Origin of the sequence: Paraburkholderia sp. J67, from assembly GCF_905220265.1 — a bacterium.
In the GTDB taxonomy this organism is placed as follows: Bacteria; Pseudomonadota; Gammaproteobacteria; order Burkholderiales; family Burkholderiaceae; genus Paraburkholderia.
Genome location: NZ_CAJMZK010000020.1, coordinates 74,669 through 97,953 on the forward strand (window position 1 = coordinate 74,669; position 23,285 = coordinate 97,953).

General features: G+C 66.8%; 19 protein-coding genes. 13 read left to right on the plus strand and 6 right to left on the minus strand.

From position 1 onward, the window contains the following. Nucleotides 1-16: 16 nt before the first annotated feature. The 5 genes from U5782_RS28745 (at nucleotide 17) to U5782_RS28765 (ending at nucleotide 5,350) form a co-directional block, all read left to right on the plus strand. A complete protein-coding gene (locus tag U5782_RS28745) occupies nucleotides 17-1,060 on the plus strand; it encodes a sugar ABC transporter substrate-binding protein (protein WP_322047252.1) in 1,044 nt (347 codons plus the stop codon). Next, entirely contained in the window at nucleotides 1,057-2,730 is a 1,674-nt protein-coding gene (locus U5782_RS28750; RefSeq protein ID WP_322047253.1) for a sugar ABC transporter ATP-binding protein, read from the plus strand. The genes U5782_RS28745 and U5782_RS28750 overlap by 4 nt, the downstream gene beginning before the upstream one ends. Then, nucleotides 2,727-3,794 carry an ABC transporter permease gene (locus U5782_RS28755; RefSeq protein WP_322047254.1) on the plus strand — a complete coding sequence of 356 codons (1,068 nt, stop codon included), beginning with the start codon at nucleotides 2,727-2,729 and terminating at the stop codon, nucleotides 3,792-3,794. Before U5782_RS28750 ends, U5782_RS28755 begins: the two co-directional genes overlap by 4 nt. Then, the gene (locus U5782_RS28760) at nucleotides 3,787-4,746 is read left to right on the plus strand and encodes an ABC transporter permease (protein WP_322047255.1); all 960 of its coding nucleotides are present in this window, start codon (nucleotides 3,787-3,789) and stop codon (nucleotides 4,744-4,746) included. Before U5782_RS28755 ends, U5782_RS28760 begins: the two co-directional genes overlap by 8 nt. 148 nt (nucleotides 4,747-4,894) lie before the next feature. Continuing rightward, on the plus strand, nucleotides 4,895-5,350 hold the full coding sequence (locus U5782_RS28765) for a DUF1269 domain-containing protein (protein WP_322047256.1): 456 nt from the start codon (nucleotides 4,895-4,897) through the stop codon (nucleotides 5,348-5,350). A 148-nt stretch (nucleotides 5,351-5,498) separates the two neighbouring features. Here U5782_RS28765 and U5782_RS28770 read toward each other — a convergent pair whose 3' ends face one another. Further along, a complete protein-coding gene (locus tag U5782_RS28770; protein ID WP_322047257.1) occupies nucleotides 5,499-5,816 on the minus strand; it encodes a hypothetical protein in 318 nt (105 codons plus the stop codon). Nucleotides 5,817-6,042: 226 nt separating this feature from the next. On the opposite strand from U5782_RS28770, the gene U5782_RS28775 reads away from it, so the two are divergent. After that, nucleotides 6,043-7,431, plus strand: a complete 1,389-nt coding sequence (locus tag U5782_RS28775; protein ID WP_322047258.1) for a cytochrome ubiquinol oxidase subunit I — start codon at nucleotides 6,043-6,045, stop codon at nucleotides 7,429-7,431. Nucleotides 7,432-7,435: 4 nt separating this feature from the next. Next, on the plus strand, nucleotides 7,436-8,443 hold the full coding sequence (cydB, locus tag U5782_RS28780) for a cytochrome d ubiquinol oxidase subunit II (protein WP_322047259.1): 1,008 nt from the start codon (nucleotides 7,436-7,438) through the stop codon (nucleotides 8,441-8,443). Between the two features lie 10 nt (nucleotides 8,444-8,453). Here the strand turns inward: cydB and U5782_RS28785 are convergent, their stop codons facing one another. Further along, nucleotides 8,454-9,638 (minus strand): porin, encoded by a 1,185-nt coding sequence (locus U5782_RS28785; RefSeq protein ID WP_322047260.1) that lies wholly within the window; start codon nucleotides 9,636-9,638, stop codon nucleotides 8,454-8,456. A 270-nt stretch (nucleotides 9,639-9,908) separates the two neighbouring features. Here U5782_RS28785 and U5782_RS28790 point away from each other — a divergent pair, with 270 nt between their 5' ends. From U5782_RS28790 to U5782_RS28810, 5 genes are all read left to right on the plus strand, one after another. After that, nucleotides 9,909-10,904 (plus strand): LysR family transcriptional regulator, encoded by a 996-nt coding sequence (locus tag U5782_RS28790; protein ID WP_322047261.1) that lies wholly within the window; start codon nucleotides 9,909-9,911, stop codon nucleotides 10,902-10,904. Between the two features lie 103 nt (nucleotides 10,905-11,007). Further along, nucleotides 11,008-11,676: a DUF4286 family protein gene (locus U5782_RS28795; RefSeq protein ID WP_322047262.1), complete on the plus strand. Its 669-nt coding sequence runs from the start codon at nucleotides 11,008-11,010 to the stop codon at nucleotides 11,674-11,676. Between the two features lie 114 nt (nucleotides 11,677-11,790). Then, nucleotides 11,791-13,119 carry an MFS transporter gene (locus tag U5782_RS28800; protein ID WP_322047263.1) on the plus strand — a complete coding sequence of 443 codons (1,329 nt, stop codon included), beginning with the start codon at nucleotides 11,791-11,793 and terminating at the stop codon, nucleotides 13,117-13,119. A 99-nt stretch (nucleotides 13,120-13,218) separates the two neighbouring features. After that, nucleotides 13,219-13,935: a DUF2848 domain-containing protein gene (locus U5782_RS28805; RefSeq protein ID WP_322047264.1), complete on the plus strand. Its 717-nt coding sequence runs from the start codon at nucleotides 13,219-13,221 to the stop codon at nucleotides 13,933-13,935. 46 nt (nucleotides 13,936-13,981) lie between these two features. Beyond that, complete coding sequence (locus U5782_RS28810) at nucleotides 13,982-15,358, plus strand: amidase (RefSeq protein ID WP_322047320.1); 1,377 nt, start codon at nucleotides 13,982-13,984, stop codon at nucleotides 15,356-15,358. A gap of 13 nt (nucleotides 15,359-15,371) precedes the next feature. On the opposite strand, the gene U5782_RS28815 is transcribed toward U5782_RS28810, so the two are convergent. From U5782_RS28815 to U5782_RS28830, 4 genes are all read right to left on the minus strand, one after another. Further along, the gene (locus U5782_RS28815; protein ID WP_322047265.1) at nucleotides 15,372-16,316 is read right to left on the minus strand and encodes a TIGR03571 family LLM class oxidoreductase; all 945 of its coding nucleotides are present in this window, start codon (nucleotides 16,314-16,316) and stop codon (nucleotides 15,372-15,374) included. A gap of 63 nt (nucleotides 16,317-16,379) precedes the next feature. Next, complete coding sequence (locus tag U5782_RS28820) at nucleotides 16,380-19,199, minus strand: LuxR C-terminal-related transcriptional regulator (RefSeq protein ID WP_322047266.1); 2,820 nt, start codon at nucleotides 19,197-19,199, stop codon at nucleotides 16,380-16,382. Further along, complete coding sequence (locus U5782_RS28825; protein WP_322047321.1) at nucleotides 19,196-20,179, minus strand: LysR family transcriptional regulator; 984 nt, start codon at nucleotides 20,177-20,179, stop codon at nucleotides 19,196-19,198. Before U5782_RS28825 ends, U5782_RS28820 begins: the two co-directional genes overlap by 4 nt. 89 nt (nucleotides 20,180-20,268) lie before the next feature. Next, the gene (locus U5782_RS28830; protein ID WP_322047267.1) at nucleotides 20,269-21,936 is read right to left on the minus strand and encodes a fatty acid--CoA ligase; all 1,668 of its coding nucleotides are present in this window, start codon (nucleotides 21,934-21,936) and stop codon (nucleotides 20,269-20,271) included. A gap of 279 nt (nucleotides 21,937-22,215) precedes the next feature. Between U5782_RS28830 and U5782_RS28835 the strand changes: the two genes are divergently transcribed. After that, nucleotides 22,216-23,247 carry an NADP-dependent oxidoreductase gene (locus U5782_RS28835; RefSeq protein ID WP_322047268.1) on the plus strand — a complete coding sequence of 344 codons (1,032 nt, stop codon included), beginning with the start codon at nucleotides 22,216-22,218 and terminating at the stop codon, nucleotides 23,245-23,247. The last annotated feature ends 38 nt before the right edge of the window (nucleotides 23,248-23,285 follow it).

Below are 23,285 nucleotides of genomic sequence, written 5' to 3' on the forward strand. Positions count from 1 at the left end.
AATCCACGACGACGACATGACCCGCGAGACAACCCGACCCAACGCCCCGATCAAACGCGCCGCCGTGGCGCTCGCCGTCGCACTCGGCGCATTAGCCGCCCTGGCAGGACCGATTACCGCCGCCCACGCCCAGGGCGACGCCGACGTGCCGTCGCTCAAAGGCAAGCGCATCGGCATCACGGCGGCCGGCACGGACCACTACTGGGACCTGAAGGCCTATCAAGGCGCGATCGACGAGGTCAAGCGTCTGGGCGGCACGCCCATCGCGCTCGATGCGGGCCGCAACGACAACCGGCAGATCGCGCAGATCCAGACGCTCATCGCGCAAAAGCCCGACGCCATCATCGAGCAACTCGGCACCGCAACCGTGCTGGAGCCGTGGCTGCAAAAAATCCGCCAGGCGAATATCCCGCTGTTCACCATCGACACCGCTTCACCGTCGAGCCTGAACGACACGACCTCGGACAACTTTTTCATCGGCGAGCAACTGGCGCTCAAGCTCGTCAACGACATTCACGGCGAAGGCAATATCCTCGTGTTCAATGGTTTTTACGGCGTGCCCGTGTGCGCGATCCGCTATGACCAGTTGAAGGCCGTGCTCAAGTATTACCCGAAGGTGCACATCATCGAGCCCGAGCTGCGCGATGTCATTCCCAACACCGTGCAAAGCGCCTACGCACAGGTGAGCCAGTTGCTGGCGAAGTATCCGAAGGGACAAATTTCGGCGATCTGGGCGGCCTGGGACGTGCCGCAGGTCGGCGCGACGCAGGCGGTCGACGCCGCGCATCGCAGCGAGATCCGCACTTACGCCGTCGATGGCAGCCCGGACGTCGTCACCCTTGTGAAGGACCCGAAGTCGAGCGCCTCCGCCGTGGTCGCGCAGCAGCCCGCGCTGATCGGCAAGACTGCCGTGGATAATGTCGCGCGCTATCTTGCCGGCGAGCACAATCTGCCGCCCTACACCTACGTGCCGTCGATCCTTGTGACCAAAGACAACGCGGGCGACGTGCAGAAGGCGCTCGGCCAGTCGGCCGCGTCCGGCCAGCTTGCGTCCAAATGAGCGGGCCTGCCGACGGGCCTGTTGAAGCAAACGGTGCGAGCGCATTGCCGCTTGCGCCCGCGCTCGAACTGCGCGGCCTCGTGAAGCAGTACGGCGGCGTGCAGGCGTTGCGCGGCGCGTCGTTGAGCGCGGCGCGCGGCACCGTGCACGGGCTGATCGGCCAGAACGGCGCGGGCAAATCGACGCTCATCAAGATTCTTGCGGGGCTGGAGCGCGCGGATGCGGGCGAGATTCGTGTCGATGGCGTCGATGTCGTCGATAGCGCGGGTGTCGGCACGGCCGGTCCAGGCACGGCCGGTTCAGGCACGGCCGCGCGCGGCCAGATCGCCTTCATCCACCAGGAGCGTTTGCTCTCGCCGACGTTCACGGTCGCCGAAGCCCTCGCGCTCGGCGACGAGCCGCTTGCCGCACAAGGCCTGCGCCGCCCGGGCGGTTTGCGCGCCCTGCTGCCGCTCGACGTTCGCCGCATGCGCCATCGCGCGAGCGAGGCGCTGGCTGAGCATTTCGATATCGTCCTGCCGCCGGACCGGTTGATCGGCGAATTGAGCGTCGCCGAGCAGCAGATCGTGCAGATCACGCGTGCGCTCATGCGCACGCCACGCATCCTCGTGTTCGACGAGCCGACCGCCGCGCTAGTAAGCCGCGAGGTCGGACGTCTGTTGCAAACCATTGACCGCCTGCGCGCCCGCGGGCTCACGATCCTCTACGTCTCGCATTACCTGAACGAGATCGCGTCGCTGTGCGACCGGGTGACGGTGTTGCGCGATGGCGTCGATGTGGCCCACGTCGATGCGCGCGAAACGCCCGCCGAGTCGCTTGTCGAGTCGCTGGTTGCGGGGATGATCGGCACGCAGCCGGCGGCGCGCACGCGCCGTGACGCGGCCTCGGCCGGCGAGATCGCGCTCGAAGCACGCGATCTCCACGCGCCGGGCCGCTTCGGTCCCTTGTCGCTTACGCTGCGGCGTGGCGAGGTGCTGGGCGTGACCGGCCTGGTCGGCTCGGGCGGCAAGCCGCTCGTGCGCAGTCTGTTCGGTCTGGAGCGCGGTGTACTCGGCGACTTGCGGGTGCAAGGCAAGCCGGTGCGCCTGCGCCGTCCTGCCGATGCGGTGCGCCACGGCATTGCCTTCGTGCCTGAGGATCGCCGACGCCAGGGCGTCGCAACGGCCCTGCCCGTTCGCGACAATCTTTCATTGCCGGGTCTGGCGCGCTTCAGCCGTTTCGGCCTGCTCGATACGCGCCGCGAGACCGCGGCGGCACGCGCCTTGATCGACACGCTCGGCGTGCGCACGCCCGGCCCGCTTGCGCCGGTACGGCATCTCTCGGGCGGCAACCAGCAGAAGGTCGCGCTCGGCAAATGGCTGGGCCGTCAGACCGAGGACGGCGCGGCCATCTATCTCCTCGACGAACCGACAGTCGGCGTGGACGTGGGCGCGAAGGCGGACATCTACCGCCTCATCGACTCACTGGTGGTGCAAGGCGCGGCGGTGCTGATTTTCTCGAGCGATCTGCACGAACTGCTCGACGTGACCGATCGCGTTCTCGTGCTCGCACGCGGCGCGATCGTGCAGGACGTGCCGTCGCACGCGGCCACCACCCAGGACCTGCTCGCGTGGGCCACGCTCGCGCGCACGAGTGCTCAAGCCGCGCAGAAACAGGAGGACGCAGCATGATCGGCAAGGTGATCGAGCGCCTCGACGCGCTGCGTGGCAACGACGATCTGCACAGCGCTCGCGCCGCTGCTAACGCGGCGCACGCCTCAGGCGCAACGGGCGCGCAGTTCTGGCTGCGCGGCGGCGCCGTGCTGGCGTTCGCGCTCGTGTTCGCGGTGTTCGCGGCGACCTCGCCGCTCTTCCTCACGATCGCGAATCTCGCCAATGTGGTGCAGCAGTCGGCGGTGGTCGGCGTGCTCGGGCTGGGCTTGACGGCGGTGCTGATCGGCGGCGGCGCGGACCCGATCAAGGGCGGTCTCGACCTGTCCATCGCCGCCAACATGGGCCTGAGCGCCGCCGTGCACGCCGTGGCGCTGCGGGCGGGCGTGCCCGCCACGGGCGCGGTGGGTTTCGCGCTCGCCGCAGGCGTGGCGGTCGGCGCGCTCAATGCGTTCGCCGTGCTCGGCCTGCGCATCCTGCCGCTGCTCGCCACCCTCACGACGATGAACCTCTGCGCCGGCCTGGAACTCGTGCTCACGCAGAACACCTCGGTGCCCGCCTCCACGCCGCTGCTGAGCTTCCTGATCGACGAAGGCGCATTCGGCATCCCGCATCTCGCCACGGCGTTGCTGCTGGTGGCGGCGCTCTTCACGCTGCTGGTGCACTACACGCCGTTCGGGCTGCGCCTGCGCGCAAGCGGCGAACATGCGCAGGCCGCGCGCGCGGCGGGCCTGAACGTGCGCGGCTATGTGTCGGCGAGCTATCTGCTCGGCGGACTGGCGGCGGCGCTCGCCGCGCTGGCGTCGTCGGCGCTGCTGAGCGGCAGCTCGCCGGGCGCGGGCGAAAACCTGCTGGCTGTCGTGGCGTCCGCGCTGCTCGGCGTGGTGTTCTCGCGCCGCATGGTGCCGACGATGCCAGGCACGCTGCTGGCCGTGCTCTTTATCGGCGTCATCAGCAACGGCTTTCAGCTCGACAACGTCTCCAGCTACTGGGTCAACGGCGTCGAAGGCGCGTTGATCCTGTTCGTGGTCGCCACCACGGCGCTGCTGCGTCGCCGTCACCTCGGAACCCATGCCCATGACTGACTGGTTCGCGCGTATCCAGCGCTTTTCGCTGCCCGGCGCGCTGGTCGCCGTCAGCGTGTTCTTCGCGGTGTGCTCGCCGGGTTTCGCACGACCCGGCAATCTCGCCGATGTGCTGCTCAACAACTTCGCGCTGCTCGCGATTGCCGCGCTCGGCATGACGCTCGCGCTCTCGATCGGCGCGGTCGACCTGTCGATCGGCACCGCCATCGACGTGAGCAGCCTCGTGTTCGTGCTGTTGAGCGCGCAGCATGTGGGCGTGCCGCTCGCGGCGCTCGCCGCGCTGAGCGCGGCCTTGCTGGTGGGCGCGTTCAACGGCGTGCTGGTCGCGGGCCTGGGCATCGCACCGTTTCTGGCGACGCTCGGCACGCTGTTCATTGGCCAGACCTTGCAGCAACTCGCCACCGATGGCGGCCAGCCGGTCTATCTGCTGGGCTTCGATCTGCCGCCGCTGTTCAGCGCGCTCGCGCATGGCACCTTCGCGGGCGTGCCGGTGCCCTTATGGCTCGTGGCAGGGCTCGCGCTCGTGGTGCACGTGGCGCTCGCGCATTCGGTGTTCGGGCGCTACAGCGCCGCGCTCGGCAGCCAGCCGGGCGTCGCGCGCTATTCGGGGCTGCCGGTCGCGGCGATCATCGTGGCGACGTTCGTCGCGGGCGCGCTGATCTATGGCGTCGTCGGCCTGCTGTTGTCGTCGATGGTGAAAGCCTATGTGCCGCAGGCGGGCAACGGCTATCTGCTCAATGCGATCGGCGCGACTTTCATTGGCACGACGCTTTCTCGCGCGCGCCGGCCCAACGTGCCCGGCACGCTGCTCGGCGTGTTGCTGCTGAGCCTCGTGGCGAACGGGCTGCTGCTGATCGGCTGGAACTTCTACTGGCAGCAGGTCGCCACCGGCGTGCTGATCTTCGCCGTGCTGGCGTTGAGCTTCGCTTCGCGGCGCGAGGCGGCGGTCTGATCAAAACCCGGCCGCACTGCGCCTGACTTGATCACCGGATAGTCACGCGCGCCGCTGGATCGTCACCCGATCCAGAATCTCTCCCCTCCCTCCCCCAAATTGCCTATCTTTGTCTGAAGGGCAAAGCGGGCTCGCGGGGAGGATCCACATGGCGCAGGAATTGATCGTCGCGACCTTCGGGACGCTGGACGAGGCACAGCGGGCCGCGCGCGACTTCAAAAACTTCGAGACCGACGGCCAGGGCCTGAAGATCGAAAGCGGCGTCATGGTGCACAAAGACGCGGCGGGCAAGCTCACCGTGCTCGACGAATACAGCCGAGCGCACTGGGGCGTCGTGATCGGCGCGGCCACGGGCGCGCTCATCGGCTTGCTGGGCGGTCCGGTCGGCGTGATCGCGGGTCTTGCGATCGGCGGCGGCGCGGCGCTGGGCACGCGCGAAATCGAAGCCCGTCTCGACAACTCACTCACCCGACAAATCGAAACCGGATTGAAGCCGGGCAGTTGGGCGCTCGTGCTCGAAACGCACGACCCCGCGCCGGCGCAGATCGACGAAATCGTCCACGGCTATGGCGGCCAGGTGTTCCGGCAGACGCTGGCGTGGTGAAGGTAAAGACGAAGCACCGGGCTCAAAAAGAAACTCAGGGGAGGCACCATCATGGCGCAGCGTTCGACCGGACAACGCCGGGGTTTTCTGCATAACCTCAAATGGATGTTGATTCTCTGGTGCGTGGGCTTTGGGGCCACCGTACTGCTCACGCTCCCGTTTCATTTCCTGGTCGAGGCGATGATGCGCAAGTAGGCGCGCCGCCCAGCGCCGCGTGCTTTGCCGCGGCGGCTTCGATCACGCGCTGCGCCTGCGGGTAAGACTCGCCGGTCAGCGATTGATATTGCTTGAGCGCCTCCACCGCGTCCGCGAACGCGCTACCGCCGATACAGGCCTTCAGTGCGCCCGCCTGTTCGAGCGCGGGATAGCGCGACTGCGCCTCGCCGAGAAAGCCTTCCATCGCCGAGTGGAGATCGTCCCAGGATTGCGCCTGCTGGATGTTGCCGATACGTTGGTCCGCATTCACGATTGCGCTCCTCGTTCGCTTGCCTGTCTTTATTGAAGCACACGAAAAATGGCACGCCGCTGACGTTGTTTGCATCCGTGCACTAGGCTTTAAAGAGGGTCGCTTGTCACGATCGACTCGGGTTCGACGCTAGCTCGACACAAGCGGCTCGACACAAGCGGCAAGGCCGGTTTTGATCCTACGAAAGCGCACGCTGCGTAGCAACGTCTGGAACGAGTGCACGATCATGCAAATCTTCGACGCCTTTCATCTCGCGCGCCTGCAATTCGCCTTCACGGTGTCGTTCCATATCGTCTTTCCGGCGATCAGCATCGGCATGGCGAGCTTTCTCGCCGTGCTCGAAGGCCGCTGGCTCGCGACCGGCGACGCCGCCTACAAGGACATGTATCTGTTCTGGTCGCGCATCTTCGCCGTGGGATTTGGCATGGGCGTGGTGTCGGGCGTCGTGATGGCCTATGAATTCGGCACCAACTGGAGCGGCTTCTCCACCATCGCGGGCAATATCACCGGGCCGTTGCTCACCTACGAGGTGCTCACGGCCTTCTTTCTGGAAGCGGGTTTTCTCGGCGTGATGTTGTTCGGCTGGCATCGCGTCGGGCCGCGCTCGCATTTCTTCGCGACGCTCATGGTCGCCATCGGCACGCTGATTTCAACGTTCTGGATTCTCTCGTCGAATAGCTTCATGCAGACGCCGCAAGGCTATGCGATGGAGAACGGCCGCATCGTGCCGGTGGACTGGTGGAAGATCGTCTTCAATCCTTCGTTCCCCTACCGGCTCGCGCATATGACCATCGCGGCGTTCATCGTGGCGGCGTTTATCGTCGCTGCGTGCGGGGCATGGCATTTGCTGCACGGCCGCCGCGACGAACCCGTCAAGCGCAGCTTTTCGATGGCGCTGTGGATGCTGCTCCTGCTCACGCCGATCCAGATTTTCGTGGGCGATGCGCATGGCCTGAACACGCGCGAATATCAGCCCGCCAAGATCGCCGCGATCGAAGGCCTGTGGGAAACCGAGCACGGCGGCACCGCGCTCAATCTCGTCGGCCTGCCCGACATGAGCGCCGAAGTCACGCGCTACGCGATCCAGATTCCGCATCTGGGCAGCCTGATTCTCACGCATAGCTGGAACGGCGAAATTCGCGGCCTCAAGGAGTTCGCGCCTCAGGACCGGCCGTATTCGCCCATCGTGTTCTGGACCTTCCGCATCATGGCGGGCCTTGGGATGCTGATGCTGCTGAGCGCCCTGCTCGGCGTCTTTTTGCGCTGGCGCGGGCAACTTTACGAAGCACGCTGGTATCACCGCTTCATGTTCTGCATGGGACCGTCGGGCATTCTCGCGCTGCTGGCCGGCTGGATCACGACCGAAGTGGGCCGGCAGCCGTGGACCGTCTATGGCGTGGTGCGCACCGTGGACTCCGTCTCGCCCATCGGCGAACAGCAGGCCGGCGTCTCGTTGCTGATCTTCGTGCTGGTGTATTTCCTCGTGTTCGGCACGGGCGTCTATTACATGATCAAGCTGATGAAAAAAGGCCCCGAGCCGCAACTCGAACACACTGAGTCGCACCCTCACCCGGGCCTGCACAACCGCGCGCTCGATGCGCTCAAGGGAGAGTGACGCCATGCAGATCGACCTTCCTGTCGTCTGGGCCTTCATCATCGGGCTGGGCGTGTTCATCTACGTGATGCTCGACGGTTTCGACCTGGGCATCGGCCTGCTGTTTCCCTTCTTCGAGGACAAGGTCGAGCGCCAGGTGATGCTCAACACCGTCGCGCCCGTGTGGGACGGCAACGAGACCTTTCTCGTGCTGGGCGGCGCGGGCCTGTATGGCGCGTTTCCCGTGGTGTATTCGACCTTGCTGCCCGCGAACTACATGCCGCTGATCCTGATGCTGGTGGGCCTGATCTTTCGCGGCGCGGCGTTCGAATTGCGCGGCAAGGCGACTCGCACGCAGCACGCGTGGGACCTGGCTTTCATGGGCGGATCGGCGCTCGCGGCGCTTTGCCAGGGCATCGTGCTGGGCTCCTTGCTACAGGGCATCAAGATCGTCGATGCGCGCTTCGTGGGCGATCCGTTCGACTGGCTCTCGCCGTTCAGCCTGTTCTGCGGCATTGGCGTGCTGTTGACCTATGCGGCGCTGGGTTGCGCATGGCTCATTCTGAAAACCGATGGCGAGCTGCAAAGCAAGATGCGCGAGCTGATGCGCCCGCTCATCGGCATCTTGCTCGCGGCGGTCATCGTCGTGAGCCTGTGGACCGTGCTGGGCCTGCCCGCGGTCGCGCAGCGCTGGTTCGGCAGCGGCAACCTGGGCTGGTTCATGCCGGTGCCGATCCTCGTGGTGGCCTGCGTGTGGGGCATCTTCCGATCGCTGCGCCAGCGCCACGAAGCGATGCCCTTCATCCTCACGCTCGCGATCTGCTTTCTCGGTTATACCGGGCTCGTCATCAGCATCTGGCCGTATATCGTGCCGCCCTCGCTTACGATCTGGCAAGCCTCGTCGAGCCATTCGAGCCAGTTGTTCGCGCTCGTGGGCACGGTGATCGTGCTGCCCATCATCCTCGTCTACAACGCGATGCAGTACCGCGTGTTTCGCGGCAAGGTGCGCGAGGGCGATCCCGGTTATCACTGAGGCGCGTGTTTTAGAAGCGATGCGTGATACCGGCCAGCACCGCCACCTGGTTGGCTGTCGATGAAGCGCTCAGGCCGTTGATGTTGGCCACGGCGGCGTGCCCTGTCGAATCCGTGCCCGAGGCGTGCTGATACAGCCCGACGAGATAGAGCGACGAGCGTTTCGAGAGAAACCAGGTCACGCCCAGATCGCCCTGCTGATAGCTCACGCTGTTGACGCCATAGCCGTGCGTGTAGTCATAGGCCGCGCCGAGCAGCACGGAAGGCGTCACGTAATAGCGCGCATTAACTTCGGCGTTATGGAATTTCGCGGCGCCCTCGTAGCCTTCGGGATTGAGGCTCGCGTGCGCGCCCAGGTCGCGAAACTGCGTGTTCGTGTAGACCGCGCCCAGCGTCAGCGCGCCCATCTGCCACGAACCGCCCACGGCGGCGATCTGTTCGTCACCGGCTGAGGCGTAGCCCGAATAGACGCGACTCGCCGCCATATTGCTGGCCGTGGCGCTCGACGTGGCGTTATTGCCGAAGTACGAGAAGTTCGGGTCCTTCACGTGCACGAACGCGGCGCCCAGCGTGAACGGTCCGCGCACATAGCCCGCGCCGAGCGACCAGATCGAATTGCGCGAGAACTCGCCCGCCACGCCGCCAAAGCTATACAGACCGCTCACTCGAAAGCCTGACCACGTGGGGCTCGTGTATTTCACCGAATTGTTCGAACGGTAGTCGTTATTGGTGTTGTCGAGGTCGCCCGGATGGCCGCCCAGATACGTGGCCCATTGCGTGCCCGCGATCAACGGACCGACGAAATCCACCACGGAATCGTACTGACGCCCCATCGTGACCGTGCCCGCCTGCGCCGACGCGAGACCCACATACGCCTGGCGGCCGAACTCGTCGCCGCCCTGCTGGAAGCCGCCGCTCGACGACGAATAGCCGTTCTGCAAATCGAAGATCGCGCGCAGTCCGCCGCCCAGATCCTCGCTGCCGCGCAGGCCCCAGCGATTGCCGAGCACGTTGCTGCTGTTCATTTCGACCTGACGCTTTCCGCCCACGTTGTTCGCGTAGACGAGCGCGGTGTCGATGGTGCCGTAGAGCGTGACGCTGGTTTGCGCGTGAGCGGCGCACGGCAGCAGCGCGGCGGCGGCAACGGCGAGTGCAACGTGACGGGGGGCGAAGCAAGGAGTGGCTGGGCGCGGCATTGTTGTTTTCCTCTTTTGATAATAATTAGGATTCCGTTGCGATTGACGAACAAGCAAACTCGCATCGCCGCAAGAAAGACATCGGCGGGCTGGATGCGAGAGTGTCGCGATCCGGTGCGCAGTCGGTCAAACAAGAAAATAAATTCGCGTCGAAAAGATTTTGTTATCGCCGCCGGGACACAGGCGTGCGCCGCGTGTTTTGTGTCAGCGCGGATAAGTGCGAATTTCGGCGCGATATGATAGGCATTTGCCACTGCCCCACACGAAGCCATGAATATCCGGTTTCTCGAGACCTTCATCTGGCTCGCCCGCCTGCAGAATTTCCGTCTTACCGCCGAGAAGTTGCACACCACCCAGGCCGCGGTGTCGAGCCGCATCGCCTCGCTCGAAGAGAGCTTCGACGTGCGCCTGTTCGACCGCAATTCGCGCTCGGCCACGCTCACGCCCGCCGGGCGCAAGATGCTCGCCTACGCCGAGCGCATCGTGCGTCTGGGCGACGAAATGCGCCGCGAAGTGGAGGATGCGAGCGGCGATGCGGGCCTGATCCGCATCGGCGTGGTGGAGTCGATCGTGCATAGCTGGTTCCCCGCGCTGATGGCGCGCGTGCGCGAGCGCTTCCCGCATCTCGAAGTCGAAGTGACGAGCGACACCACGATCCATCTCGTGCAACTGCTGCGCGCCGATGCCGTCGATCTGATCCTGCAGACCGATTCGCTGCCCGACCGCGACTTCGTCAATCACCCGCTCTGTGAATTTCCCATGCGCTGGGTCGCGAGCCCCACGCTTGGCCTTGCGGGCCAGCTCGTCGCGCTCGAACGTCTCGCTGAACTGCCGATCCTGAGTTTTTCGCGTCACTCGGGACCGCATACCGCCGTGGAGCGCGAGTTCGCGCGCGCCGTCGAGCGGCCCGTGCGCATCAATTGCATCAGCTCGGTGGCCGCGATGATCCGGCTGGTCTCCGATGGCTTTGGCGTGGCCGCGCTGCCGCCCGCCATCATCCAGCGCGAGTTGCACGACGGTTCGCTCGAAGTGCTCGACGTAGAAAGCGCGTTTGCGCCTCTGCCACTGGTGGCGAGCTACCGGCTGCAAAGCCACCCGCTGCCCGCGCGCATCGCCGAACTGGCGACCGAGCAGGCACGCGCGTTCGTGGCGGCACTGGGGCCGGAACTGGAGGGCCAGAACGCCCGCGCCGCAGCGGCTGCGCCGGCAAAAGCCGCCGAAGTCGCCAAAGTCGCTGCCAAAAACCCCCGTTCCCGTAAGCGATAAGAAAACGCTTTCAACGCGTATTTTTTTTCTTGTTGGACCGGAACACCCCACGCTCGCCAAACTGCGCTTATCCGATTCCCTTTGTGAGCGCAGGAATTACCCGATGAGCCAGGCAACCACGACGACCGCATCCACGAACGCAGGGCAACTCTGCATCTGGACCGATACAGACCCAAACACCGAAGCCGATTTCAACGCGTGGTACGACCGCGAGCACATGCAGGAACGCGTCGCGATTCCGGGCTTTCGCTCCGCGCGCCGCTTCCTTGCCAACGACGGCGGCGCGCGCCGCTATCTGGCGCTCTACGTAACGGCCTCGCTCGACGTGTTCCATAGCGACGCCTACCGCCAGGCCTTCACGGTACAGACCGACTGGTCGATGCAGAACTTCACGCGTATGAGCAACACGCAGCGCCGCGTGGGCGAACAGCGTTTCGAGGCGGGCGCGGGCGAAGGCGGCCACGCGGCGATCTTCATCGCGTCGCCGCAAGCCGTGGCCTCGCAAGCGTGGCGCGATGCAGCGCACGCCGTCACGCTCACGCCCGGTATGCATGCGGTGCGCGTGTTCGTGACCGATGCATCGTTGTCCGCACCGCTTCCCACCAGCGACGGTGTAGCGACCACCGCGCCGCAGGACGCGCTGGTGATCGTCGAAGGCAGTACGAACGCCGCCGCGCGCGACACCGCCGCACAACTCGCCACGCTTGCCGACGTGCAACCCACTGCCGATACGGTGCGCAGCTTCGATCTGCTCTGGCGCCTCGCGGCCTGAATAACGACGCAACAGCGACGCAACAACGACGGAAAAGCGACGCAACAGCGCCGACCCAATACAACCAGAGCACACCACACGCACGGCGTGCCGCTTGATCCCTTGGAGAACCCGATGAACTCTCTCGCCCAGACCGATTCGTCACCATCGTCAGCCTCGGCGCTCGAGCGCCCGCGAGCGGGACGCGGACGCCTGGCCACGGCCAGCATGATCGGCACGTCGCTGGAGTGGTACGACTTCACCGTCTACAACACGCTCGCCGCGCTGGTCTTCAATCACTTGTTCTTCCCCTCGGTCGATCCGCTCGCGGGCACGCTGCTGGCGTTTTCCACCTACGCGGTGGGCTATATCTCGCGTCCGCTTGGCGGTTTGATCTTCGGCAATCTGGGCGACCGAGTCGGACGGCGCGCCGTGCTCATGATCACGCTGGTGCTCATGGGCCTCACTACCGCGCTGATGGGTGTGCTGCCCACCTATGCGAGCGCGGGCATCCTGAGCCCGATCCTGCTGGTGAGCCTGCGCTTCGTGCAGGGCATCGCGCTGGGCGGCGAATGGGCGGGAGCCGTGCTCCTCGCGGTCGAACACGGCGACCAGAAAAAGCGCGGCCTCAACGCCTCATGGGCACAGGTGGGGCCGTCGTTCGGCACGCTGCTTGGTACGGGTTTCATTGCGCTGCTCACGCTTGCCGTCGCGCCCGACGCGTTCCTCTCGTGGGGCTGGCGCGTGCCTTTCCTCGCGAGTCTGCTGCTGGTTGGCTTCGGCCTCTGGGTGCGTAACAGCGTGGGCGAAACCCCGCAATTCGAGAAGCTCAACGAAGCGCACGCCACCGCCAAGGTGCCGGTCGCGGAAGTGTTCTCGCAGCACTGGCGGCGTCTGCTGGTGGCGGGTGGCGCACGCATCGGCTCGGACGTGCTCTACGCGCTGCTCGTGGTCTTCACGCTGACTTACGTGACGACGGTGCTCAATCTTTCTCGTTCGCTTGCGTTGAGCGCCGTGCTCGCGGGCACCGCCTGCAACGCGCTGACCGTGCCGCTGTTCGGCGCGTTGTCCGACCGCTTCGGCCGTCGCCCCGTCTATCTTGGCGGCGTGCTGGCCGCTATCGTCTGGGCATTCGGCTTCTTCTCGCTCGTCAATACTTCGCAGCCCGTATTGATTGTGCTCGCGGTGATGATCGGCCTCGTGATCCATGCCGTGATGTACGGCCCGCAAGCGGCTTTCGTCACCGAGCAGTTCCCTACCCGCGTGCGTTATGCCGGCTCCTCGCTCGCCTATACGCTCGCCGGGATTCTCGGTGGCGGCTTCGCACCGCTCATCATCGTCGCGCTGTTCCGTAGCTGGCATGCGACCACGGCAGTCTCGCTCTACGTGAGCGGCGCGCTACTGGTCACGGCGCTCGCACTGTTCGCAGCGCGCGAGACGGCGCATCGCCCGCTCGACGAATAAACCCGCACCCGTAGCACTCACGCTTCGAACGGTCACGGCAGGCGCCTCGCGCGCCATGCCGGGGCCGCACTCAACCCTACGTTTTTGCCTTACTGCTCCATGACCACGCTTTCCTTCACCGTCTTCCCCGCCGATGGCGCCGCCGCCACCGTGCCCGTCGAGATCGATACGCTCGTGATCGCGGGCTGGGCCGGGCGCGACGCGCAGGCCATCCAGGCGCATATCGACGAACTCGCCGCGCTGGGCGTCGCGCCGCCGACGAGCACGCCCTGCTTCTACCGCGTCGCCGCCGACCAGTTGACCCAGGCCGAGACCGTCGAGGTGCTCGGCACCCATACGAGCGGCGAGATCGAGTGCGTGCTGATGGACAGCCCGCTCGGCACGCTCGTGACGATCGGCTCCGATCACACCGACCGCAAGGCCGAAGCCTATAGCGTCGCCGTGTCGAAGCAGGTCTGCGCGAAGCCGCTCGCCCGCGAAGCCTGGCGTTACGCCGACGTGGCCGCGCACTGGGACCGGCTGGAACTGCGCGCGTCGCTGATTGACGCCGATGGCAACGCGCGGCCCTATCAGCATGGCGCGGTGGACGGCCTGCTGCCGCCGCCCGCACTCTGGCGCGGCTACGCGCAAACGCCCGAAACCGCCGAGGCCGTGCTGCCCGAACACTGCGCGATGTTCAGCGGCACGCTGGCCGTGCACGGCAATCTCGCGGCGATGAGCACTGGCGAGGGCTTCGAGATGGAACTGCACGATCCGGTGCTCGGCCGCAGCCTGCGCCAGCGTTACCGCGTGCGCGCCCTGCCCGTGGTCGCCTGAACCCCCCATACCCGCGAGTCCACCCCGACAGAACCCCATGCCGACGATGACCTTTCCGCCCGCCGCCCCGCTCCAGCAACTCGCCGATGCGCTCGACGCAGGCACGACCACGAGCCGCGCCCTCGTCGATACCGCGCTCGAACGTATCGCCGCTGCGGGCGGCGACGGCGCGCACGCCTTCATTCACGTCGATGCCGACGGCGCGTGCCGTCAGGCCGACGCCCAGGACGCGTTGCGTCGCGCGGGCGTGAAGCTTTCGCCGCTCGCAGGCTTGCCTGTGTCCGTGAAAGACCTGTTCGACGTCGCAGGCCAGGCCACGCGCGCGGGCTCGCGTGTGCTAAACGACGCCGCGCCCGCCACGCAGGACGCGCCCGCGATTGAACGCCTGCGCCGCGCGGGCGCGGTGCTGATCGGCCGCACCAATATGAGCGAGTTCGCGTTCTCGGGACTGGGCCTGAACCCGTGGCACGGCACGCCACGCTCGCCGTGGCGCGATAGCGCCCAGGGCCAGCCGCGCGTGGCGGGCGGCTCGTCCTCGGGCGCGGCGGCATCGGTGGCGCAAGGCATGGCGGCGGCGGGCCTGGGCAGCGACACGGGCGGCTCGCTGCGCATCCCGGCGGCATTCTGCGGCCTGACCGGTTTCAAGCCGACGGCGCGCCGCACGCCCACGGGCGGCATGTTTCCGCTCTCGACAACGCTCGACACGACGGGCGCCATCGCACCACGCGTGGCCTGTTGCGCACGGCTGGATCAGGTGCTGTCGGCATCCACCTTCGAGCCGGGCGTGCTTGAGAACACGCGCACGACGCTAGACGGCGTGCGTCTCGCGGTGCTGTCGAATTACGTGACGGAAGGCATGGACGCAACCGTCGCTCAGGCCTGGGAAGCGGCGTTGACGAAACTCTCCCGCGCGGGCGCGCGTCTTGTGCCACTGCGCCTGCCGGTGCTCGACACGCTGCCGTCGATCAATCGCTATGGCTTCTCGCCAATCGAGGCCTACGCAACGCATCGTGCACGCCTGCACACGCAAGCCGATGCCTACGATCCGCGCGTGCTTGCCCGCATCCGCCACGGCGAGGCGGCGCGCGCCGCCGACTATCTCGACCTGCTCGCCGCCCGCGCCGACGCTATCGGCGAGGCCCGCGCCGCGCTCGCCGGTTTCGACGCCTTCCTCATGCCGACCGTGCCCATCGTGCCGCCTTTAATCGCCGCGCTCGAAGCCGATGCCGCGCACTTCGCCGCCACCAATGGGCTGGTGCTGCGCAATCCGTCGGTGGTGAATTTTCTCGATGGCTGCGCGGTGTCGCTGCCGTGCACGCCGCCAGGCGAAGCGCCGGTAGGCCTGAGTATCGCGGGCCTCGCGCTCTCGGACGCACATGTGCTGGGGATTGCCCAAGCGATGGAAACCGTCCTGCGCGGCTAAACCTTCGGGACGTTCAGTCCGCGTGGAAATGCGGCAGCACCTCGGCGGCGAGTTCGTCGAGAACGTCACGCGCCGGTCGCTCGGTGCCCAGATTGAACGTCACGTGATGCATACCCGCCTCGCGCATCGCCTCCAGCACACCGACTAGCGCGATACGCCCCGTGCGATAGCCGAGCGGCACGGGCGTCGCCGCTTCGTGCGGGTCGTCGCTCAGTTGCAGGCGCATCGCGGTGCCGAAGGCGCGAAAGGCGTCGGGCGCCGCGCGCGCCACGGCGGCACGCCAAAGCGCGTATCGCGCACGCTGCGCCTCGGGCTCGCGGTGATAGGTCATCCAGCCGATCGAGTTGCGCGCGATCCAGTCCACGCTCTGACCGCCCGAGCCAACAGCGAGCATCGGCACCGGCGCGCCCGGGCGCGGCTGGAGATAGAACTCGGGCGCATCGGGCGGCGCGAAGTCCGGGACGATGCGCGAATCCGGCGCGAGCGCGGCGGCCAGCGTGTCCCAATGACGTCGATACAGTTCGCGACGCGCCTCGCCGTCCTGACCGAACGCCGCGTACTCGGCGGGACGGTCGCCGGAACCCAGCCCCAATACGAAGCGCCCATCGGACAGATGACTCACCGAAACTGCGCCCTTGGCGATATGCAGCGGATGCCGCAGCGTCAGCACGATCGCACCGCTGATGAGCGCGGCGCGCTGCGTATGCATGGCGAGCGCGCCAAGCAGCACCCACGGATCGAGATGACCGACCGGATCGGGATAATCGGCGCTATTGAGCGGCACGTCGCGCACCCACAGCGCGCGAAAGCCCAGCGCATCGGCATGGCTCGCAAGCGCGACCTGTTCGCGGAAATCGGGCACTTCGGTTTGCGCGCGCAGCACGGGCAAGGACAGGCCAATCGACAATTGCGACGGCGCGAACACGCGGCTGGCAATGGGGTTCTCAGTAACGGCCATGAAAGCGTTCCCGGTTGGTCAGCGACAGGCCGTGACGATAGCGCGTTTCATGAGCGGCCGCGTTCAGCGCCGCTTGTCCGCGCCAGGCGTAGCGGCTTCCCGGCGCACGGGCGGCATGTCGAATGCAAGGCCGCTGCGCACGGCCTGAATACGCGAACTCACGTTGAGCTTCTCGAAGATGTTCTTCAGATGCCACTTGATGGTCTCGGGCGCGACACGCAGCGCACGGGCGATTTCCTTGTTCGAGAGGCCGCGCGCCACGTAGTCGAGGATCTCGACTTCGCGCGCGCTGAGGTTGCTCGCCGCGAGGCTCGGCGCGGGGCGTTCGGGTGGAGTTTGTACATTGCCCTGCACGTCGTTCTGCCAGTCGGTGGACGCAGCCGCGAAGGCCGCCTTGAGTTCGTCGAGATACCACGGGCTTACGTCGGGAAAGCGCGCCAGGCTATTGCCGATGCTCGACAGCAACTTCTCCACGCCCGCACCTTCGTCGACGAAGGTCCGCACGAGTCCGTTGCGTTGCCCGTAAGCCAGCGCATCCGCAAGGAGCGCGAGTGCCGCGTCTTCGTCGCCCGCCGCGTGCCACGCGAGCGCACCAGGCACCGCCGCCTGGGCCGCGAACCACGGCATGCCGCGCGACGCCAGCTCGCGCTGCACCGTGCCGAACGTGGCGGCTGCTTCCTTCGCACGCCCGTCGCTCGCCAGCAGGCGGGCGCGGGCCAATTCGGCGAACGACCAGGTTTCGATACCGCTGCACCCGGCGGGCGGCGCGCTGCCCGCGAGATCGACGAGCGTGCGCAAGGCCTCGCCATCGCGATGCGCCTGGGTCAGCTTGCCCTCCATGAGACTCACGCGCACCTGCGCACCCACGCACGCCACTTGCAAACGCAGCCACTGCCGCCCCGCCGCGACACGCTCGACGTCGCGCAATAGCGCCTGCGCACCGCCAAAATCACGTGCGTGCGCCAGACCCATTGCCGCCGTCAGCGCGAAGCGCAGCATCGGCCCGAGCGAGCAGGCCTGCAAGGCGATCGGCAGGCGCTCGCGTTGCAGGTCGCGCGCACGCGCCAGATCGCCCCATTCGTAGTAGATCGCACCGAGATAACCGGCGGGCAGCGCCGCCGCCGCGCACAGGCGTCCCGCGCGTTCCTCGGCGATGCGCAGCGCGCCTTCGAACGTGCGCGACGCGTCGTGCAGCCGTCCCGCGACGAATTCACCCAGCCCGCTCATGCTGCGCCGGTAGACGTTCGAGTACAGCGGCGCGTCTTGCGCCGCTTCGTCGCGCGCGCGCAGGCGCAGCACTTCGTCGAGGCCGCCCGCGTAGCTCAAGCCGAAGGTCAGCGTGGTCTGCCCGATCTGCTCGATCCACGAGCCGGGCGGCGGTTGCGCATCGAGCACACGGCGACCGAGGCGCAGCGACTCGGCGCTTTCGTCGGCGAGGCCCGCGATCAGCGAACGCACCGCGAGCACTTCGAGCGCAGCCACGTCATCAACGGAGAGCGCCCCGTTTTCGATATCCGCTTCGATACGCTGGATTGCCCGCCGCGCCGCGACGATCTGCAAGGAAAGCGCCAGCGCCCACGCGTGCGCGAGCCGCAGCCGCACGCGGCCTTCGAACGCGGCGTCGGGCAGGCGCGCGATCCAGTTGAGGACAGTGCGCACGTCGCTTGCCGCGATCAGCTCCATCGCGCAGGCCTCGACCCAGTCCGCAGCCTGCACGACTTCGCCCGCCGCGAGCGCATGGCGCACGGCCTCGGACCACAGGCCCGCCGCCCCGAACCAGCGCGCCGCCGTGCGATGCAGTCCGGCCACGGCTTCGGGCTGGCGCACCTGCAATTCGTCGCGCAGATAGTGCGAAAACAGCGCGTGATAGCGGAACCACTCCCGCTCGCCATCGAGCGTCTTGACGAAGAGATTGCGCGCGCTGAGCCATTCGAGCGTGGCGTGCGCGTCGTCGCGGCCGGTGAGCGCGTTGCACAGTGCGGGCGTCATGCGCTCCAGCACGGCGGTCGCGAGCAGGAAGTCGCGCACGGGCTGCGGCAGCGCGTTCATGACGTTCTCGTTCAGATACGCCGCGATGCCGCCGCGCGCCTGGGCGATGCGGCGCACGACCTGGCCCGCGTCCACATCGTCGCGCAACGCGAGCGCGGCCAGTTGCAGGCCCGACACCCAGCCTTCGGTCGCGCCGACCAGCGCTTCGAGGTCTGGAGCGGCAAGCTCCTTGCCCGCCACGCGCCGCACGAATTCGGCGGCTTCGGGGCGCGTGAAACGCAGCGCTTCGGCGTCGAGCCAGACGAGTTGATCGCGCGAGGCGAAATAGCTGAGCGGCAACGCCGGAGTCGAGCGGCAGGCCAGCACGAGATGAAGGTTGTCGGGCGCGTAGCGCAGCAGGCTGAACAAGGCATCGTGAATCGCCGGGGCGGCGAGGCGGTCCACATCGTCGAGAAAGAGAAACAGCGGCGTGTTGCTCGCGGCGAGTTCGTTGAGCAGTTCCGCGAAGGCGACCTGGATCGGCAGCACGGCGCGCTCGCGCAACTGCTGCTGGGCCCGTGCGCCCACGCCGCCAGTGGCCTCCACCACCGCCGCGACCAGGTAGGCTGCGAAGGTGGACGGCTCGTCGTCCTCGTCGTCGAAACTGACCCAGGCGGCCTGCGCGCCCTCGGCGAGCAAGGCCGTGCGCCACTCGGCCAGCAAGGTGGACTTGCCGTAGCCCGCGGGCGCGCAGACCACCGTGAGCTTGCGGGCGCGCCCCGCTCGCAGCCGTTCGAGCGGCGCGGCGCGCGCGACGTGCTCGCGCGCATGGGCGGGCGCGAGCTTGGTGCGGATCAGCGCGGCGGCGCTGTCTGGGGGCGTTTCGCGGCGACGCCTGTCGGGACGCGGATTCATCGGCGCGGTTGGCTCCTCGGCGGCAGCACGGCCACGCTGGACGTGGCATGCACGAGCCGCTCGATCTCCTGTTCCTCGGTGCGCAGCACGGGCGCGAGCGTCGTGCGCAGATGCTCGACGAAGGTGCGGATACGCGCATCGACATAGACGCGCGACACATACACCGCGTAGACGTTGAGGGCCTGCAACTGATAGTCGGGCAGCACCCGCACGAGCGTGCCTGCACGCAGATCGTCGATCACCGAGTATATGGCGAGCGCCCCGATGCCGCTGCCCGCGCGCAAGGCAACGGCCAGCGCCTCGGGCTCGTTGACCTGCAGCGCGGGCTCGCCGAGCGCATGCACCGACTCGCCGTCCGGGCCTTGCAGACGCCACTCGTGCGCGGGCGCGGCGGGCGTGTCGAGGCCGAGGCAAACGTGCTGGGCGAGGTCCGCCGGTGTGCGTGGCACACCGTGGCGCGCGAGCCAGGCGGGCGACGCCACCAGTACGCTGTAGCTCACCCCGATCGGCTGGGCGATATAGCCCGAATCGGGCAAGGCGGCGGCCGTCAGCACGGAAACGTCGTAGCCGTCCTCGACCAGATTGGGCAGACGCTGCGAGAGCGTGAGTTCGATGGCGACATCGGCGTAAAGCTGGCGGTACGCCACCACCGAGGCCATCACATGACGCTGGCCTAGCCCCGGCATGGCATGCACGCGCAGGCGGCCATAAGGTCTGACCAAAGCGTTGCGCGCCTCGGCGTTGGCTTCGTCGACATCGCTGAGGATGGGCCGCACGCGTTCGAAATAGCGCCGCCCGCTTTCGGTCAAGGCGAGGTGGCGCGTCGTGCGCTGCAGCAGACGTGTCGCGAGAGAGTCTTCGAGCTGGGAGACCGCGCGGGACACCATGCCCGTCGAAGTATCCATGCGCTTCGCGACGGCCGTGAAACTGCCGGCCTCCACGACGCGCACGAAGGTACGCATGTTTTCGAGCATGTCCATCATGACCTGCGGTTTGTGCCAGGCGGGCGCTCCGTTCCAGGGCGCACTGCCATCGAAGCACGCATTATCGGCGCTGACTGCCCGTGCGATCAGCCCCCCGCTCGGGGGGCGGCCGCCTGATAGCGCTCGCGCAGCACGCGCTTGTTGATCTTGCCGACGCTGGTGCGCTCCAGCGCGGACACGATCAACAGCTTCTCCGGCACCGCATAGCGCGAGATCAGCCCGCGCTCGGCCACGCGCTTGACGTGGGCCTGCAACTGCGCGGGCGTCACACTTTCGTGCCCTTCGGCGAGCACGACCAGCGCAAGCGGCCGCTCGCCCCAGCGCGCATCCTTCACGCCGATCACCGCCGCCTCGCGCACGCCCGGATGGGTCGAGAGGATGTTCTCCAGCTCCAGCGACGACACCCATTCGCCGCCCGTCTTGATGACGTCCTTGATGCGGTCGGTGATCTGCAAATAGCCCTCGGCGTCGATCACGCCGATGTCGTTCGTATGCAGATAGCCGCCCGCCCAGAGCGCCGCGCTCGCGCCCGCATCGCCCAGATAACCCTGGGTGGCCCAAGGCGCGCGCACGACCACCTCGCCAGCCGATTTGCCGTCGCGCGGCACGTCGCGCATATGCTCGTCGACGATACGCAGGTCCACGAGCGGCAGCGGCATGCCCGCGCGCGTACGCACGCCGATATCGTCGCCCGGCGTCGCTTCGCCACGCGCCTGCGCGAGCGTCAACAGCGGACAGGTCTCGGACATGCCATAACCCGTGTACACGTCGATGCCGCGGGCGCGCGCGGTGCGTGTCAGACCCTCGGACAATGGCGAGCCGCCAACGATCACCTTCCAGCGCGAGAGGTCGATATCGGCGCCCGCGGGGCACGCGAGGATCATGTCGAGCAGCGTCGGCACGCAGTGCGAGAACGTGACCGCTTCGCGCTCGATCAGGCGCAGCAAGCTCTCGGGCGCGTAGCGCCCCGGGTAGACCTGCTTGAGCCCCAGCGCGGTGGCGATATACGGCATGCCCCAGGCGTGTACATGGAACATCGGCGTGATCGGCATATAGACGTCTTCGCGATGCACGCGGCCCTGCTCGCGCGCGCTGCCGAGCGCCGCCATGCCGGCGAGCGTATGCAGCACGAGCTGACGATGGCTGAACGACACGCCCTTCGGCAGGCCGGTCGTGCCCGTGGTGTAGAAGGTCGTGGCGCGGGTCTGTTCGTCGAAATCGGGGAAGACGTAATCGGGGCAATTCGCGCTTACCATCTCCTCGTACTCGCCGTGAAAACCGGCGGGACGCACGGCCGCTTCATCGCCATCGCCGATCAGGATGAACGTGCGTACCGTTTCGAGCCGCGCGCGGATGCTCTCCAGCAACGGCAGAAAATCCCGATGCACCAGCAGCACGCTCGCGCCTGCATGGTTGATCGTGTAGAGGACTTGATCGGGCGAGAGCCGCACGTTTACGGTCATCAGCACGGCGCCCATCATCGGCACCGCGAAATAGCACTCCAAATAGCGGTGGCTATCCCAGTCCATCACAGCCACGGTGTCGCCAGCATTCGCGCCCGCTGCGGCAAGCGCGCTCGCCAGTTGTCCCAGCCGATGACGGAAGTCCCAATACGTATAACGCACTTCGTCGCCATAGACGATCTGCTGCTCCGGGCAGGTGGCCAGCGTCGTATGCAACAGTTGCTTGATGAGGAGCGGATAAGCGTAAGCCTGATCGTCCTGTTCGTCTCGTTCAGTGATTTGTTTAGCCATGCCAATCTCTTGTGTATACGTTCGCGAATGTCATGTGACAGATTATCGAAGCGCTCTGACGCATTGAGCCCCCTGCTTGGGGGGGAGCCCGGCATGGTGACGCCTACGCCGCGATTCCCACGCCATCAGCAACGATGATTTCCTTTCGACGTGGCATTCGGTGCAACCCGCCGCCCTACAATCGGCCTGCTTGAAACCGATGCCGGCGCGGGTTGCACGGCGGCCTCGTGCCGATGGATCGCCCGCGCTGCGCGTCGCCACTCATTTGAGGATGTCCCGATGTCGCACACCCCTACCGTCAATCGTCGCGTGGTGCTTCATTCGCGCCCCCACGGCGCGCCCACGCACGACAATTTCCGTCTCCATGAAAGCGCCGTGCCCGCCCCTGCCGAAGGCGAAGTGCTGCTGCGCACGCTCTGGCTCTCGCTCGATCCCTATATGCGCACGCGCATGAACGATACGGCCTCCTACGCACCGCCCGTCGCGCTCGGCGACCCGATGGTGGGCGCCACCGTGAGCCGCGTGGTGGATTCGAAGCACGCGCAGTTCAAGGCCGGCGATCTCGTGCTCGCGCACGCGGGCTGGCAGGAATATGCGCTGGCGCATGGCGCGTCGCTCACGGCGCTCGACGGCATCGCCGAGCCTTCACACGCGTTGAGCGTGCTCGGCATGCCGGGCTTTACCGCCTACTGGGGGCTGCTGAAAATCGGCGAGCCGCAAGCGGGTGAAACCGTGGTGGTGGCCTCCGCGAGCGGCGCAGTGGGCGCGGTTGTGGGGCAGATCGCCAAGCTCAAGGGGGCACGCGTGGTCGGCATCGCCGGCGACGCGGAAAAGTGCCGCTACGTGACGCAAGAACTGGGCTTCGACGTCTGCCTCGACCGGCGCGCGCCCGACTTCGCCACGCAACTCGCGCTGGCCTGCCCCGCCGGTATCGACGTCTACTTCGAGAACGTAGGCGGCGCGGTGTTCGAAGCGGTGCAACCGCTGCTCAACGTGGGCGCACGCATCCCGCTGTGCGGCCTGATCTCGCAGTACAACGCCGATGGCGCCCCGCCCACACCCGACATGCTGCCGGGCTTCCTGCAAATGCTGCTGTTCAAGCGCATTCGCATGCAAGGCTTCATCATCGGCGACCACTATGCGAGCGGTTTCAATGACTTCCTGCGCGACATGAGCGCGTGGATCGAGCAGGGCAAGGTCAAGCTCCAGGAAGATATTGTCGATGGGCTCGAACGCGCGCCCGAAGCGTTCCTCGGGTTGCTCGCAGGCCGCAACTTCGGCAAGGTCGTTGTGCGCGTGGCGAGCGAGTAAGCCTCTAGTTTCATCCGATGTTTCGCAAACGCCCCCCA